The 16,861-nt window shown below is 67.0% G+C and carries 3 protein-coding genes; all 3 read right to left on the reverse strand.

Annotated elements, in window-relative coordinates:
- Window positions 1-106 precede the first annotated feature (106 nt).
- A complete protein-coding gene (locus FIV42_RS15610; protein ID WP_141198595.1) occupies window positions 107-8,110 on the reverse strand; it encodes a Tc toxin subunit A-related protein in 8,004 nt (2,667 codons plus the stop codon).
- Between the two features lie 302 nt (window positions 8,111-8,412).
- On the reverse strand, window positions 8,413-8,733 hold the full coding sequence (locus tag FIV42_RS15615) for a hypothetical protein (protein WP_141198596.1): 321 nt from the start codon (window positions 8,731-8,733) through the stop codon (window positions 8,413-8,415).
- Window positions 8,730-16,781: a SpvB/TcaC N-terminal domain-containing protein gene (locus FIV42_RS15620; RefSeq protein WP_141198597.1), complete on the reverse strand. Its 8,052-nt coding sequence runs from the start codon at window positions 16,779-16,781 to the stop codon at window positions 8,730-8,732. Before FIV42_RS15620 ends, FIV42_RS15615 begins: the two co-directional genes overlap by 4 nt.
- Between the last annotated feature and the right edge of the window lie 80 nt (window positions 16,782-16,861).

Raw genomic sequence — 16,861 nt, forward strand, 5'->3', positions numbered from 1 at the left:
GGGGGGCCCAAGTTGGGCGAAAAGCCCCCAGGTTCTCACATACCGCTCGGGTTCACGTCGCCGGTTCAACTCTGTGGTTCCGGTGTGAATCCCCGTGGCTGTGGGCCTACAGCCCATAGTCGATCACCAACAGCACATCTTCGACCAAATCCGGATCTATGCGCGCAGCGTTACTGGTGCGGGCGAGTGCGCCGGGCGCAGCCAGCTCGAGCGTGTGGGTGTCTTTGAGGGGCATCGCGAGCGCCGTCTCGGCGGTCGGTAGCTCTCCAAGGGCGCTGTCGGCCACAAAGCCGCTGGCTTCGTTGCCGTCGAGGCGCAGGGCGAGGCTGGTCGGGTCGGCGTCGGGGGTGGGCACGACGACCAGGCGCACCTTGGTGGGCTGCAGGTCGCGGCCTTGTAGAAAGAGCGGGAAATGCTTCGACGAGATGTCGAAGTCGACGGCGGTGCCGGCGTCGGCGTGGGTCAGCCGGTGGAACGCGCTCGAGTACTCTTGGCGCATGCTGATCACGCGGGTCAGGCCGTTATCCGCCATGAAGTCGAGCAGCGCGCTTTCGGCTTGGGCGTTCTGGCCTTCGACCTCTTCGCGCAGCACGCCGTCGTCTTCGGCGGTGTAGCTGATGTTGAGGATGACGTCGTTGATCGTGTTGTAGTCGAAGGGCCGGAAGTTTCGCGGCAGCTCCAGGCGCCAGGTGCTCACCGCGCCGGCGCCCTCGAAAGGCATGTAGCGCTCGTCGCGGAAGTTGAGCTCGAAGACGCCGGCGTCGCCCTGGGCGGTGCTCGTGGCCACCGAGGTGGTCCGCGTGGCGGGCACGTCGACCAGCGCGTCGGCCTCGAGGCTTGCGTGGGTGCGCATCTGGCTGGAGACCAGCTCCAGGCGAGCGGAGACGTTGGTGTACGGCCCGGTGATGCAGGGGATCGACAGGCGCACCGCCTTGATGCGCCGCTTGTAGTGGCCCGGGTAGTACAGGTCGAAGAAGAACTCCGGGACGTGGAACTCGCAGCGTCCGTCCTGCTTGAGCCCGAGCAGCGCCTTGGGGTCGATCTGGGCCAGCGAGAAGCTCTGGTTGAGCTCGAGCGAGCGGTAGTCGGTCTCGATGAAGCGCTGCTCCATCTTGTCGAGCGCCAGCATCAACTCTTCGCCGGCGAGCAGGCCGGCGTGCGAGGCGTCCCAGGCGGCGCCGTCGACGAAAACAGTAGTGTCGTCGCGCTCGAAGTGGTACGCCGCCTCGGCCATGCGCACGAAGCTCAGCGCGGTGTTGTACGCCTCGCGGTACAGCGCCTGCAGCCGGCTCGACAGCCAGGTGTACAGCCCCAGATTGCTGAACTTCTCTTCGTAGAAGTCGATGACCTCGTCGAGTTGCTCTTGGGTGGTGCGGTGCAGCTCGAGGCCGGCCTGGGCGATTTGCTTTCGCAGCGTGGCCGACTCGACCTGGGCGCCGAGGGTGTCGAGCTCTTTTTGCGCCAGCTCCTTTTGGTGCTCCCAGCCCTGCTCGCGCCGTGTGTTCGAGGCGATGAGGCCTGCGCCGGCGCCAATGGCGTCGGTGACCCCGGCGGCCGCGCGCGTGACCTCGGCCCAGGTGGTGCCCGAGTCTGCGGCTTCCTTGCCGCCGTATTTCATCGCAAAGGGGGAGCCGAATTGGGGAACCAGGTAGGCGATGGCACCCACGGTCTCGAGCACGCCGGTGGTCCCCCGAAGCACCGCCGAGGTCATCTTGGCGCTGTGCTGGACGACCTCGCTGTCGAGCCGGCCCTCATCGATCAACGCTTCGTAGTGCTCCTTTCGGTAGGTCGCCGCGTCGATGCGCTTCTGCAGGGTGGCCAGGTTCTTGTCGGCGGCCTCGATCTCCTGCTCTTTGAGCGCCTCGGTCAGGTCGAGCACGTTTTTCTGGTGGGTGCGCCGGATGCGGGCGAGCTCCTCGGCGTCGCGTTTTTCGATGGCTTGCATCAAGGCAGCGCCGAAGCTCTGCACCCCGCCGACGTACTGGCGCGCCTTGGCGACCAGGTAGCGGAAGCGATACGCCGGAAGCTCGCCTGCGACGGCGTCGAGAGCGTCTTGCAGGCTCAAGCCCGCAGCGCGGGCGGCGACGAGCATCGCCGGGTCGATGGGCGGGGCGAAGAGCGCCGGCAGCTTCTTGACCCCGTCGATCGTCATGCAGTTTCGCAGCTTGTAGAGCCGGTCTTCGACCCGGTCCCAATAGCCCAAAAGCTTTTTGTTCTTGGGCACGCAGAAGACCGGGTTGACCTGGCGGGTCACCGACCAGCCGAACGAGGCCGTTTGGGACGACTTGTTCGTCTGGGTCTTGCCGCGGGGGCGGAACTGGATGTCGCGGGTCGGTGCCTTGGCCGTGTCGGCTTTGTGCGCGCTCTTTTTGCGAAGCGCGATTGTGTCGACGAAGTCGGCCTTCAAGGCTCGCTTGTCGTCGAACACGTCTTCGTCGACCGTGGCGTCGACGTACTTGGTGTACGCCTTTTCGGTCGCGCGGCGCGTGGCGGTGACGTCGACCATGGCAAAGCGCTGGTCAAACGTGCGCAGGCGTCGGCGGTATTTGTTGACCGTCCAGGTCTCGAGCTCGGCCAAAAAATCGCCCGTAAGATTGGGCGCGATCTCGTCGAAGGTGCGTCGGGAGGCGTCTTCGAGCTCGCCGCAATCGCCGAGCACCGGCGGCCGCTTGCCGAGCAACTCCTGGGCGGTCACGTACAGCAGGGTCGCCTCGTTGAGCGACTCCATGGTGAACCGCCCGAAATGCGAGTCGCCCCAGTCGAGCAGGTTGTCGACGTACTTCATCAAGATCGTCTTCTGATAGGCGCTCAGCCGCAGCCGGGCGATGGCGTGCGGGTTGAACGGGTCGCGCTCGTACAGGCCGATGGCGCCCTCGTCGGTCAACTGGGTGCGCAGCGAGTCGAGGCCGATCTCGCGGAACTCCCGGTAGCGCCATACTCGGTTGCGCTCGCGGCGCTCACGCTCCTGCTCGTCGAGGCCGGACAGCCCGCCGACCTTGTCGGACGCCGTCGGGTCGAAGATGTGGTGGTACCACGCCTGGGCCTCCTCGAATTGATTCTGGCTGTTGAGGTGGTTGGCGATGAGGAAGGGGATATGGAAGAAGACCTCGCGCAGGTACAAGCCCATGGGGCCGGTGTAGTCGAGCTCGCCGGCGTGGGTGGCGTCGACGACGTGGTCGCTCTCGATGCGAAACGGCAGCTCGTGCTCGCCCAGGTCGAGCTGGGTGTCGATGTCGAGCAGGGCGTCGACGCCGTCGTTGAAGAGCACGCGCGCCATGTCCTCGGCCACGCTCGTGCCGAGTCGGCGCAGGTGGTATTTGGCGTCGTCGCGCGCGCCCTCTTGCAGCAAGAAGAGTTCGCCGTCGCGGTCGATGATCACGTCGCTCGCCGAGCCCATCACCGGCGTCAGCTCCACCGAGCCGTTGATGCGCGCGATCTCGGGGCCGCTGAAGATACCGTCCAAGAGATCAGTGAGCCCATCGTCCCACTGCGGTCCGGCAGACTCGGCCGGATTCTTGGTGTACTGGTCGAGGCGCTCCTTTTCCACCACGAGCGTGGCCAGGGTATTCGGCTCGAAGAGGGGTAATTCGACCTCGCCCATATGCAACCTGCGCGACCCGCCGGCCCTCTCGGACCACACCAGCCGGCTCGACAAGTCGGCGCCGAATGCCAGCGCGATGAGTCCTGCGAGTGGATTGACGAAGGGGACGCCGAGGCCGCCATCGTCGAGAAAGGGCGGGCGCAGGTCGAGCTCGTAGGTGTCGATGCCCGAGATCATCTGGAAGTCGGCGCCGCGCAGCAGCAGATCGTCATTCGGAGTCCACGGGTAGACCCGCTCCCAGGCGAACCCATCGAGGGTGTAACCCTCGCGCGGCTCGCTGTGGTTCTCGTCGTCGTAGAACGGCGAGCGGAAGCTCGTGTCGCTGATGACCGGGTCGGAGATGACGCCGGGGCCATAGCCGCCGAAGGGCTTCTGGTTCAGCTTGACGCTCTGGGGCGAGGTCCACGTTCCGTCGAGTTTGCGCACGGTATATTCGAGCGACATCGTGTGGCGATAGCCGGTGAAGCGGGCGTCTCCGTCGGAGACGGTCGTCTGCGTTTTGGTGACGTATTTGACCCAGAAGACGTGCAGCCGGCCACGGTAGACCACCGGTGAGACCTTTCGGGTCGGAATTTGAACGTCGATCTTTCGCCACGGCGACCAGTGCACGGCGTGAGCATCGTCGGAGACCGACGCCTCGATATTCTCCACGCGCCGGTAGTAGTAGACCGGCGGGTCGGCCGAGGTGGCCCCGAATAGGTGCAGGACGTCGCCGTCTGCGGCCTTTTCGTGCCAGGCGCCGGCGATCTTGAGCTTGGAGACCTCTTCGAAACCCTTGAGGTAGCGCGCGTAGGCGTCACGCACCGTGTCGGCGTTGATCTCCTGGGCCAAAAGCTCCTCTTCGAGCTCCTCGAAGAGCGGCGATTTGTTGTCGCGAAGCTCGGGCTCGGCGTAGTTTTCGGGGTATAAGAAGACCTTTCGATTGGCCTCCCACACCCGATAGTTCTTGCGCCACGCCCACTCCTCGTCGGTGACGGTTTCGGGCGAGACCTCCACGGGTTGGGCTGCCCCGGCGGGGCTGCGCTCCAGGTTGAGCCGACAGCGCTGCACGTACAGTTGCAGGCTCGAGGTGGCGGCGACCAGCCGGGAGGTGCGCGCACAGCCGCCCAGCTCCACGTCGAGCAGGTAGTAGTGGTACAGGTCGTCGACCTCGTCGAATTGCGGGGCGCCCGTGTGCACCAGATAGTCGACCAGGGCGTCTCGCTTGCGGGCGAGCAGCTTGTCCTCGAGCGGTTGGACGGTGTCGTCCCAGTCCTTCTGGTCGTAGCGGGTGTGCATCGCGCCGGCCAAGGCGGCGGCCGCGCCGGACAAAACCTCGTAGTTGGTCGAGGCCATCGCTGCCAGCGCGTTTCCGGAGACGCCCAGCCGCTCGCACAATGCCAGGGCCGCCTCGAGGCGGCCGAGCGCGGCGATGGGGTCGGCGCCCAGCGCGACGTGATCGTGCAACGACTGAATCAGGTCGAGCTCGGTGTCGAAGCGCTCGGCCAAGAGCGATCGAGCGGCTTCGTCGAACCCGGTCGATTCGTCGTAGGCAGCGAGCGCGTCGAGAAGCGCTTCCCGGCGCTGCGCGTCGAGCGCGGCGAGGTGGTCGGCGAAGGTCTCGAATTGCATGAGCGTCTTGACATCCGGCGCGCCCCAGTCAGCGTCGGCGAATAGCTCGGGGTGGTTTTCCATGAACGCAACCGTCGCCTCGTCGAAGAGCGCGTCTGCCCACAAAACCTCGCGCGGGTCGTCTTCGGCGTCGGGGGCGATCAGGCTCGTGAGCGCGTCGAGCGTCCAGCCGCTCTCTTCCCACCAGCTCCAAAACGAGACCAAGTTCAGCAGGTCGTCGAGTCCGGCGACCCAGCCCTGTGAGAGGTTCGGGGCGAGGGCACAGAGCGCGAAGAGCTGCTCGGCCGACACGCCGAGGCAGCGGGTCAGCAGGGCGTGGCGATGCAACAAGCCGAGGTTGGTGGCGTCGAGCGCGAATCGGCGCGCAGCGACGTCGTCGGCGTTGGGGGTGACGCCCAGTGGTACGGCGAGCCCTCGCACCAGCACGCCCAGGCTCATCTCGTCGGTGCGAAGCCCGGCGGTCAGCCGACCGGTATTGGGGTCGGCATCGTCGTCGACATCGTCGTCGGAAGACGGTCGCAGCGACGGATGCAGATACGAAAGTCCGGCCTCGGGCCACTCACCGGCGGTACGAACGAAGAAGTTGGTGTTGAAGACCCGGTCGAAGAGTGGGGTGCCCTCCTCGTCGGCGGCACGTCGCGGCATCGACGAAAAGAGGGCCAGGGTCTGGTCGACGTCGAGATCGAGGGTGTTTCGAAGCTCGAGCATCGCGGCGAGCGCGTTGCAGGCATCGGTGGAGATATCGTCGGCGAGCCCCTCATCGTCGAGGCGCTCGAGGGCGAGGTCGACCTCCTCGATCGTCCAGCCGAGCGCGCGCCACAGCCGCGTGAACCGGTGCAGCCGGTCGAGCGAGCTCGGCTTCAAGCCGCGGATGCGCTCGATGTCGTTTTGGATGCTCTCGTTGCTCCGCTTCTCACCGCGAATGGTGATGGCGACGCTGCCGGCCTCCGAGACGTACCAAGAGTTCACCGCGCGGCCGAGTTCGTTGCGCGTCAGGCCGGTCGCCGCCACCAGGTCTTGGGCGTCGAACGCCGAGATGGTGTCGCCGTCGAGGTCGAAGTCGAGCCCGTACCAGCGTTCCAGCGCAGCCAAGTCGTCTTCAGGCGTGACCAAAACGTCATACGCATCGGGCGAGAGCCCCAGCGAGGCGCGAGCCATGGGGGCGCCAACTGCGTGGGCAGCGTCCGCCAAGGTTCGCTCGAAGTGCGCCAGGTAGATTTTCAGTTGTTCGACGGGCAGGTGGAAGGGCTGCTCGAAGCTGTCTCGGGGCTGGCCCGGGGTTCCGAGGAGCGCCTCGGCGTAGACCTCCTCGAAGACCGCCGGACGGTCGGCGAAGTCGCCGTCGAAGCCGCGGTCGCTCGCCACGGCGTTCTCCAAGATCTCGTTGATGATCTCGAGGTAGGGCACCAGCTCGTGGGTGTTCTCGCAGGTCAGCTCGAGCGTCCACAGGTCGGGGCGGCGCGACTTCAGCGCCAGCACGTGATCGGCGAGCGCGCCGGTGAAGTGCTCCTGGGAGATCTGCTCGTCGATGAACGTCATCAGGTCGACGAAGTAGGCCGCCGGTCCCAGAATCGAGTGGCAATCCTTGCAGTCGCAAAACGCCAGCGCGCCGAACAGATCGTCGAAGCCGGGGATTTCGGCCAGGTAGGAGTCGACCTCGGTGGAGATATTGCTCACCGCCGTGTCGTTAAACCCGCCGTGGAGCAGGTCGATGATGGTGCCGGTATAGCCGGTCACGGTGGTGGCGATCTTGCGCGACTTGTCCCAGTAGCGCTGCACGGCCTCGGCTTTCAGACCGGTATCTTGGGCGATGCGCTCGACCTTGGCGCCGGCCACCTGGACCGCGGAGACGTATCCGGCGTCGACGATCTTGTGGGTGTCGAGGACGTCGTCGGTCATCGCCCAGACGCGCTGGTAGCTCTTGGCGGTGTCGAGCCAGCGGGTGCGGGTGTCCGCGTCGACGCCGCCGAACTCGATGCTCTCGACGACCTCCGCAGACGCAAGGTCGAGGGTGAGGAGCTCGGTGTTGCGGTTGAGCTTCAAGAACTTGGCGAAGTCGCGGTCACTCTCGGCGCGCTCGAGTGTCGCGGCAAGGCCGGCGGTGGGGAAGAGGTTGAGCGTCTTGCGGTGCAGCCCCTCGGCCCACCCTTCGACGTCCATGCCCACCGGCGGCTCGAGCTCGCCCATACGAATGATCTTGGTGAAGCCGTCGGCGTCGAGCTCGACGAGCTTGGTGGCGTCGAGCTGCTCGGTGCGAAGCCGCTCTTTAGCGGCGGCGACCAGGTCGGGATTCTCGTCGAGCACCCGGTAGGCGTTCGCCGCGTCGGCGACCTGCTTGGCGGTGCGCTCGTCGAGCGCCTGTCCGGCCACCAGCCCCTCGAGCCGGGAGGCGTCGAGCTGGTTGAGGCGCACCTCGGCGTCGATGAGCGGCTCGACCGCTGCGTCGTCGAGCGCGAACGCGTCGGCGAATTTGAACAGTTTGGCCGCCTCGAGCTGGGGCCGAAACTCGGGGTGCATCGCGATGGGCGTATCCATGCCGACGAGTTCGTCGAGGGGCCGCTCGTCGTCGGTGGTGTCCAACACGGCGTCGAGGTCGACTTCGGCGGTCGTCTCAGCGCCGTCCCCATCGCCACGGCGCCTGCGAAGACGATCGGCGAGCCCGCGCATCACCGCGCCGAGCGGCCGGCCGCTGCGCAGGTCGTCGGGACGCACGCGCAGGTTGGCCGCCACGCGGCGCACCGGCGCACCGGCACCCTCGAAACGGCGCGCCAGAGTCTTGGTGGCCCGCTCGGTCAACTTTCGGTCGACGTGCTTGGCCAGGCGCGGGTCGCGCTCGGCCAGCTCGCGGGGGGTCAGGTGGGCGAGGGCATCGAGTTTCAGCAGGTCGTTGCGATTCACTTACACATCTCCAGTTTATAAATTTTTCAGACGCCGGGCCGGGGCGGAGCTACGAGCGAAAATCGGAGTTGTATCGGCCACAGTCGCATTCAGTTCTGCGCAGTTTTCCGTCGGGCCATCGCAGGACGCGAATCGGTGCGAGGCAAACTTCACAGCGCACCGGCGGAGCACCCTTCGCATCCGCCTCGATGGCAGCCATCACGCGTTCAATGCGTCGTTCGTTGTCTTGTTTCCTCATGACGTTGAAATGACCATGGTTCTTGGCCCCCACGGGTGGCTTCATCGGGAATAAGCAAGTCGTTTTAGAGGAGATCGAGGCCTGTCACGTCTCGAAGCGCGAGCAAGAAGGTCTGTTGAAGTCGTTCGAACTCTTGGTGGGTCTCCCACGTAGCATGGTGAGGTGAGATATCTCCTCCGGAGTCGATTTCATGGACGATCCACTCTGTTGAGCCCTCATTGAAATGTTCCTGTGGCCAATGCGTGATTTGGGCCAGTACCGAATCCGTCTCGATGACCAAGGATAGATCATCCAACTGTGCATCATTTATGACGTCATCATACTCGCTCACCTTGGCCAATAAGGCTTGGAGCGATGATTGAATGTGCTCGCGGCTCGGTTTCATTTGATGAGCTCTTCGATAAGATTTCGAAACTTCGGAAACTGCGGGACAGGCTCTCCTCGTCTTTTGGCCAGTCTGCCATGGATGCTGTTCGGGCCTGCAATCAAGCGCCAAGCGGAATCGCCAGCCGGTCGAAGTGTTTCGGCTGGGACATCATAAGTTGCGAAGACATCTCCCGTTGGGGCTGCCTTATAAGCATCAGGGTCAGCAGGGTACGCAACTCTGTGGACGCCGCCGCCACCTTCCTGAACTCGGCCTGTGGTTTTCATCTTTTCGAGTTCGTCTGGAGCCATCCATCTGCCCACTCTCGCCCAATCGCCATCCCCACCGCCAGCACCACCGGCACCGCCACCACCGCCGGCACCGCCACCACCGCCGGCACCGCCACCACCGCCGGCACCGCCACCACCGCCGGCACCGCCACCACCGCCGGCACCGCCACCAGCATTCCTTCTGCTGGCGTCCATCGTCACATCTGCCGCTTCGTCCCCATATCGACTCACCGCCCGGGTCGTATCGCCGAGCGCATCGGCGGCGTCGACCGCCTTGCGGCCGAATTTGCCGGCGGTGGCGCCCCAGCCGGCGAACGGGATCATCGCCGCGAAGCTCAACCCGGCTCCAACATAGTCACCGCGACCGAGCGAGATGAGTCCGTTGATGCCGTCGGCGATTTCGCCCAGACCGGGGACCAGGCCGACCACGTCGAGGCCAATCTGAAGCCCGTCGAGGGCGGGGTCGACCCAGGAGAGCCACTCGGGGAGCTCCTCGTCGCCCATGCCTCCTTTGAGCCCGCGTTTTCCGTGGGCGGGCCCGGAGCCATCGCCGTCGGGCGAGCCGCCGGGCGTCCCGGTTTGCCCGCCGCCTGCGCTGCCGTTGGGGTGGCCGCCCCCTTGGCCGCCCGGTCGTTGCCCGCTGCCGTCGTCGGCGCCGGGAGTGCCGCGTGGATCTACGTACGGGTTGCCGGCGCCTGCCCCCTCGCGGATCAGGTCGGGGTCGATGTCCGGCGAGTAGGGGATGCCTTGACTGCTCGTGGGTAAACCAGGGGGAACCGGCGGCAGATTCTGCGCGCCGTCGGGAGCGTTGCCGCTCGAGCTTCCTCCACCTGTAGTGCTGCCATCAGTGCTGCCTTCGGCCACCCCCTCGGTGGTGTCGCCGTTTCCGCTGACGCCGTCGTTGTCGCTCGCTGGGGCATTCGGGGCGCCGTTTTCGGCGCCCTTGTCGCTGCCTACGTTGCTGGAGTCGGCTGTGGCTTCGTCTTGGCCCGCGCCGCCTTCATCTTGGCCGTCACCGGTTGACTCGGATGAATTTGGGCCCGGATCGGCAGCGTCTGGGGCGTCCCCGTCGCCGGTCTCTCCTGCGGCATCGCCCTCGCCACCATCGCCCTCGCCACCATCGCCCTCTCCGGCATTGCCCTCGCCGGCATCGCCTTCGCCACCACCACCGCCGCCGGCCGAGTCGACCGCCTCGTCGAGGCGGCTGTCTCCGTTCATCTGGTCAGTGACCCGCGTCAGTGTGTAGAGGACGTCGCCGAGTTCCTCATCGCCCCCGACTCGGTCGATAATCTCCTGGCGGCGGCGACTGTCGTCGCGAGACTCCGTGATCAACCACGTGGTCTCGTTTATGCGCTCCATATCGGTGACGATGATCCCCAACTCGATGCCGCGCGAGCGGTTGAATTGGGCGATCGCCTCTTCTTCGCTGAGCCCGCCTTCGACGGCACCGACGATGTGGATGTCGTCACTCTGCAACCCATTCGGATCGACGAACCGAATCGGGTTATTGCGCACGAACCTGTATAGGTTGAGCCCGTCGACGGGCCCGGCCGGGTCGGGGCTGACCCAGTTGCCGATAAAGGGCGCGTAGTAGCGGTATTCGTAGTAGTACAGCCCGGTGGTGTCGTCGCGAAGCTTGCCGCTGTAGCGGTACTCCTTGAGCTTGACGTCGCGCGCCGAATCGCCGGCGATAAAACTGGTGCCGCCGTAGGCGAAATACTCCTCGTAGGAGATGACCTCGCCGTTGGCGTCGAGCTCCAGGCTCACCGAGCCCAGGTGGTTGTCGACCCGGTAGTGGATCTTTTTCTGGTCGAGGTCGTCGGTCTCGGCGCCCCGGTCGTCGACGTCCCACTGGTGCATCGTGGCGATGCGCGAGGAGCCGTCGCTCACATGACAGGTGCGCCGGCGAAGGCGTATCGCGCTGCCGCGGCGCACCTCGCGAATCTCGCAGTCGTCGAGATACACCACGTCGGTGACCTCGACTCCGCCTTGGACGACCCTCTCGGTCACTTTACGCGCCCGTCGGCCGTCGGCGCCGTAGACGTAATACTCGGCGTCGTCGGTCTGTTCGCCATCGCGCTCGATGACGACCGCGCGGGAGAGTCGATTCGCCCAGTCCCACTCGAGCCGGTCGAGGTGCGGCAGGCGCACCATGTTGCCGTTCTCGTCGAAGAACGACTCCGGGTCGGCGATCTCGACGCCGTCGACGTCGTGCTTGGCCACCGACCGGTTCGAGTCGGGGGCGGTCCACAAGTCGGTCGTCCAGCTACGCGAGGCAGCCTGGTGGCTGATCGACTCGAGGTTGCCGGCCAGATCGTAGGCGTAGGTGCGCGTGTAGCGCTCCATGGCCGCGCCGTTGTTCAGGCTCAGGTGCCGCGTGCCTTTGAGGCGCGCGCTTCCCGGAGCGCTGTGGCGATAATCGTGTTGTTGCAGCGCCCCGTGGACTCGCCCGGTCGCGCGCACCAGTTGGTAGTGCGCGTCGTAGGTGAACTCGCGCGCCGAGGTGACGCTGGCGCCCTGCACCAGGGCAGTCGCGCCGGCTGCGGGCTCTTGGCGGCGATCGACCCACCGGGTGATATTGCCCACCGGGTCGTAGGTGTAGGCGACGTCCATGTAGCGTCGCGTCGACGCCTCGCCGGGACGCTCGACGCGCAGTCGGCTCAGTCTGAACGATCGGTCGTCGAAGTCGTGGCGAAGCTCGACGCCGTTGCCGAGCCTTGCGAGCGTGCGCTGGCCGCGGGCGTTGTAGGCGGCGTCTTCGAGGAAGGTCTCGTCGCGCAGCACGCCGTCCTCGGTCGACACGGTGACACGGCGCACCTCGCCGAGTTGTCCATACTCGTAGCGGTGGGTCGTGCCGTCGGCGAGTTGCTTTTCGTAGGGGCGGCCGAGCGCGTCGTAGCCCGCCTGGGAGACGTGGCCTTCGGGGTGCAGGGCGACCGAGTCGACGTCGGTCCAATCGGCCGGCGCGTCGTAGTCGGCGCGCAGCCGGCGTCGCTTGGTCAGCGGCGAGCCTGTGTGGTCGTAGCGCTCGAAGGCGAGCGTGCCGGCGTCGTCGAAGACCTCGAAGACCCGCCCGCGCAAGTTGCGGGCGCGGAGTTCGGCGTCGGGCAGCGCGGCCTGCTCGCCGTAGACGTTTCGACGCACCACGCGCTTGCCGCTGGTCTCATGGATACTGGCCTCGCGCAGGCGGCCGAGTTCGTCGAAGTCTTGGTGGACGTGGGTGCCCCGTCCATCCCAGCGGTCGACGGTGCGCCCGGCGGCGTCCCTGAACAACCACTTGTCGCCGGCGTCGGCGCTCTTCTCGTACAAGAGTCGACCGAGCATGTCGTATCGGTACGACAGCGTGGTGACGCCGCGCGGGTCGACCACGTCGACGGGGAGGCCCCGCAGGTCGTGGGTCGTGTCGGTGACGCGATCTTCGCCGGCCTCCCCGCCCTCGCCGGTTTCGACGGTGCGCACCGTGCGCCCGGCGGCGTCGAAATGTGCGGAGGTGGGCGTGTCGGCGTGGGCGAGGGCGGCGTCGAGCGCCTTGCGGCGTGGGTCGTCGGCGTCGAGCGCGACGCGCTCGGCGGCCCAGTCGGAGCCGACGACGGCGTCGTTTCCGTCCCAACTGGTCACCGACCAGGCGGCGTACTCCACACGTGTGACCGTTCCGTCGGGCTTCTTTCGGCCTACCTCGCGGCCGCTGGCGTCATAGGAGAATTCGGTGGCGACGCCATGAGCTTCCAGGGCGGCGTCGGACTCGAAGTCGGGGCTCGTCGAGAAGAACGGCTCGTGCCGACGCAGTAAGAGCCCTTTGTCGTCGTAGACCGCGTGGCCGGAGGTGAGCCAGCGTCGCGCGGCCGGGCCGTGCTCGACCTGTCCGTCGACGACGAGCACCTCGCCGTGGGCGTCGCGGCGAATCGCCTCGCCCGGTCCGGCCTCGGTCTTGGTCTGCAGCACACGGCCGAAGCCGTCCAGGTAGGTGATCGTGGCGTCGAGGCGCGAGTCGCCTGCACCTGCGCCCTCGCCGTCGTTGATATGCTCCTCGCGCACGATGTTGAGCAGGCGCGGCGGGCCTTCGCCGCGCTCGAAGGCCCCGAGGTCGTAAAACGAGCAGCTCGTGGCGGAGCCCAAAAGGGCGGCGGGATCGCTGGCAAAGTCGGCGAAGGTCATTCCCGCCGGCGCTTCCCATTGCTCGAGCGGGGCGTCGCCGAAGGCGTGCTCGGCTCCGTCGGCGCCCATGCGCGTGCCGTGTCGTGAGCGCGCAACGATCATTCCCATCGGGTCGTAGCGCACCTCTTCGACGTTGTCGTTGGCGTCGGTGATGCGCCAGGCGGCCATCCGCTGGACGTCGAGCTCGGCGGCTATGCGGTTTCCGAGGCTGTCCTCGCTGGCGGTGACCACCAACCAATCGTCGTCGAACGAGACCTGCCGCTCCCCGCCGCCCGGCCGCTCTTCGCGGGCGAGGCGAAAGAAGCTGCTCGCGTCGCGGTAGTGATAGGTCGTCTGCGGCGTCCACCAGTAGCCGTCGCGCAGCTCGAGGCCGGCGTCGACGAGGCGCGCCTCGTCGACGCGCTCGCCGAAGATCTCGGCGACCAGCGTCTCGGGAAAGACCGCCCGGTCGACGTGATGGAGCAGTGTGAGCTCGCCGACATCACCCAAGGGGTTAGAGGTGTCGCGGGTATCGTCCCAAAAATGATTGCGCGTCCAGGCCAGCAGCCGGGCTTCGACATTCGCGTCGGTCGCCTCTGTGTCGAAGGGAAGAGGGGCGTCGTAGGGCAGCGGGTCGTCGAGCGCCACGTCGACCTGCGCGCGAAGGGCGTCGATATCGAGGCGAGCGCCGTCGAAGTCGAGGCCCGAAAGCTCGTAGCGCAGCCGCTCGACCTCGACGCCGAGCTCGTAGCGAGCCGGGTCGTCGAAGTTGACGTGGTTCGTGCAGGTGAGCTCGGCGTGCAGCCGCGCCTGTGCGTCGAGGCGTTCGGGGCCATCGCGGCGCGGGTAGGCCAGCGACAGCCGCCGGCTAACGTTGCCGTAAGCGTCGGCCTCGAGTTGCACCTGGTGGCTGACGCGCGGGTCGTCTGCCTGCGCCTCGTATTCGTGGACCAGTGTCTCGGTCTGGGCCGGCGCGAACACGGCTTCGTGCTCGCCGTCGCTCGGTTGGCGGCGCTCGATCTCGTAGGCGTACTCGACGACGCGCAGCGGCGCGTCGGCCGGTCCGTCGTCGCCGACCTCGTAGTACTCCTGGCGCCAGGTCGTACCTGCCACCGAGCGCAAGGCGTCTTCGTGCTCGGCGTTGGTCCACGCGCTGCCGGCGACGCAACGCGGCGGCTCCAGCCGCATCTGGGCGGGGTCGGCGTCGAAGAACTCGTCGGCGCGTGCATCAAAATCGTCGAAGGCACCCACGTGGTTCCACGTGCGCCACATCATCGGGGCGGTGGGCGCGTCGGCGGCGTCCGGGGCGAGGTCGAGGGCATCGACCTGGCCGAAGCCGCGGAACCGACGCTCCTCGGCGTCCCATCGGCCGTCGCGGTACCGGTAGATGGTCTGTCGGCGGGTTTCACCGATGTGGTCGATCGTCTCGAGTTCGCCGACCACCGCGCCGTGGCGCGGCAGCTTGGTACGCCAGCCGCGGCCGTCCTGTTTGTCGCGCAGGTAGTCGAGCGTCGAGCGCCGATAGACCAGTCGGGTCTGGCGACCGCAGGAGTTGTCGACCGACCTGAGCGTGCGCGCCGGGGTCTCGCCGCTCAGGCGCAGGTAGGAGATGGCCTGACCTTCGGCGGTCGGCAGCGGCGACGACCAGACCAGGCAGCGGCTGCCGTCGCCCAGAAAGTCGACGAGCTGCACCGCCGCGTGGCGGTCGATATAGGGCAGCCCGCCGACGGTGTGCCCGGCGTCGAAGCCGTTGCCGGCCAGGTTCTTCCACCAGCGAAGCTCGCCGCGGCCCAGGTACAACAAGTCGGCGGCGCCGCTTCGGTCGAGGTCGACGAAGTGCAGGCGGCTCGGCTCGAAGGCGTCGTCGGAGTCGAAACGCGGCGAGGCGCCCATGAGCACCGCCTCGCCGAACTGGCCGCGGCCCCGGTTGGGCCAGTACTGCACCCGGCCGTTGTCCACGCGCACCATGTCGGGCAGCCCGTCGCCGCTCATATCGGCGAAGAAGAAGCGCCGGCCGTCTCGGCGAAGCGTGGGCAGGCCCCCGTCGCCGGCGTCGGGCTTGGCGATCTCGACAGGATCGTCGAACTCCTCGCCGTCGCGCGAGGCATACCAGATAAAGCGGTCGTGCCGATCGATGATCAGGTCGGGATAACCGTCACCATTCAGATCGGCCCACTGCGGACGGGCGTTGGCGTAGTCGGCGCGCACCGACGAGGCGAAGGTCTTGTAGGGCTGCCAGCGATCCCGGTGGCGGTCGCGGGTATAGCGGCCGGCCTCGCGGCCGGCGAAGCTCACCAGATCCGGGTCGCCGTCGCCGTCGAAGTCCTGCAACTCGAGCGCCGCCGACAGGCGAGCGGGGAGCTCGTCGAGCTCGCGAAGCGGCCCGAAGCGCCCGCCGCCCAGGTTCTCCTTGTAGTACCAGGCGCCGCCGCGGCGCATCAGAAGCCCGGGGAGCCCCTCGCCGAACAGATCGAAGAAGCGATATCCGTGGCCGTCGACCCCGGCAGGCACGTTGACCGAGGTCTCTTCCGGCGCCGGCGCGAACGCCTCGTCGACGGCGGCCCGGGCGTAATCGAGGGCGAGCGCAGGCGTCTCGGCCTCTTCGAACGTGCCGTCGTCGGCGCGTCGATAGCCGCGGTGGAGCACGCGCTCGAGCATCGCGCCCGCCGGGTCGTCGTCGTGCTCGAGCACCGTCGAGCCGACCAGGCACGGCGAGTCACCCAGTGCGCCGAAGCGGTGGAACATCATCACGCGCCGGCAGCGCCGATAGATGCGCACCTCGAAGCCGGCGCGGTGGTTCGAGAAGGCGTCGGGGCGAACCGGCCAGGGCGTCGATTCTTCGTAAGCCTGCTCGGGGGCCGGGGCGTGTTCGCCGTAGTCGAGGACGACTTCGAAGCGCCACTCGACATCCGACGGAACCGGCTCGTCGAAGGCCACGGGTCGGGTGTTGCCGTATCGAACCCGCTTCAGGTAACGCTGGGCGAAGCCGCCGTCGCCTTCGAATCGATGGGCTTCATGGGGCGCGTCTTTGTCGACCCCGGCGGCGTCCTCGGGCTTGTAGTCGTAGAGGATCGCGCTGCCCTTGGGGTGGTACTGCCCTTCGAGCAGCCAGCGGAAGGTGCGCGAGGCGTCGCGGGGATCGGCGATGCGCGAGGAGCCGTCGTCGCGTCGGCCGTACACCGACACGACGCCGTCGCGGCCGCGCACGACCCAGTGCGCCCGGTCGTCGGCGATGCGCACCCAGCGCTCGATGCGCTCGTAGGTGCGCTCGACGCGGGGGCGATAGTATTCGACGCGCCAACCGTCATTTTCGACCACGCGCGGCTGCCACCGGCCCTCGCGCTTCTCGAGATAGGGCACCAGCGAGCGCTCGCCGAACGAAAACCGCTGTTCGCCTTCGTGGTATGACGGCAATCCCTTGCGCGTATCCAGCCCGATCGAGCCCAGCCCGCCGAGCGACCAGCCGAAGCCAAACGGCGAGTTGCGCTGGCCGCCATGGTGCAGCGACAACCGGGGCCCGAAGCCCTCGCGGCCGCGCGTCAGCCGCACCGGAACGCTCAGCCGCGCCGATCCGTCGAGGCTGTTCACCTCGACGCGATGGTCGACCAACAGGTCGGTCAGCTCACTGCCTTCGAATCCTTGCATGCCACACAATGCTCGAATCGGCGCCGGTGTCGCCCGGCCATCGAACTCGTGATGGTCGCAGGTCTACCCCAACTCTGAAT

It is taken from the genome of Persicimonas caeni (genome assembly GCF_006517175.1).
Lineage (GTDB): Bacteria > Myxococcota_A > Bradymonadia > Bradymonadales > Bradymonadaceae > Persicimonas > Persicimonas caeni.

Coding starts and splice junctions, on each gene's coding strand:
- FIV42_RS15615 (WP_141198596.1), bottom strand. CDS start 8,733: ATGAAACCGAGCCGCGAGCACATTCAATCATCGCTCCAAGCCTTATTG.
- FIV42_RS15620 (WP_141198597.1), bottom strand. CDS start 16,781: ATGCAAGGATTCGAAGGCAGTGAGCTGACCGACCTGTTGGTCGACCAT.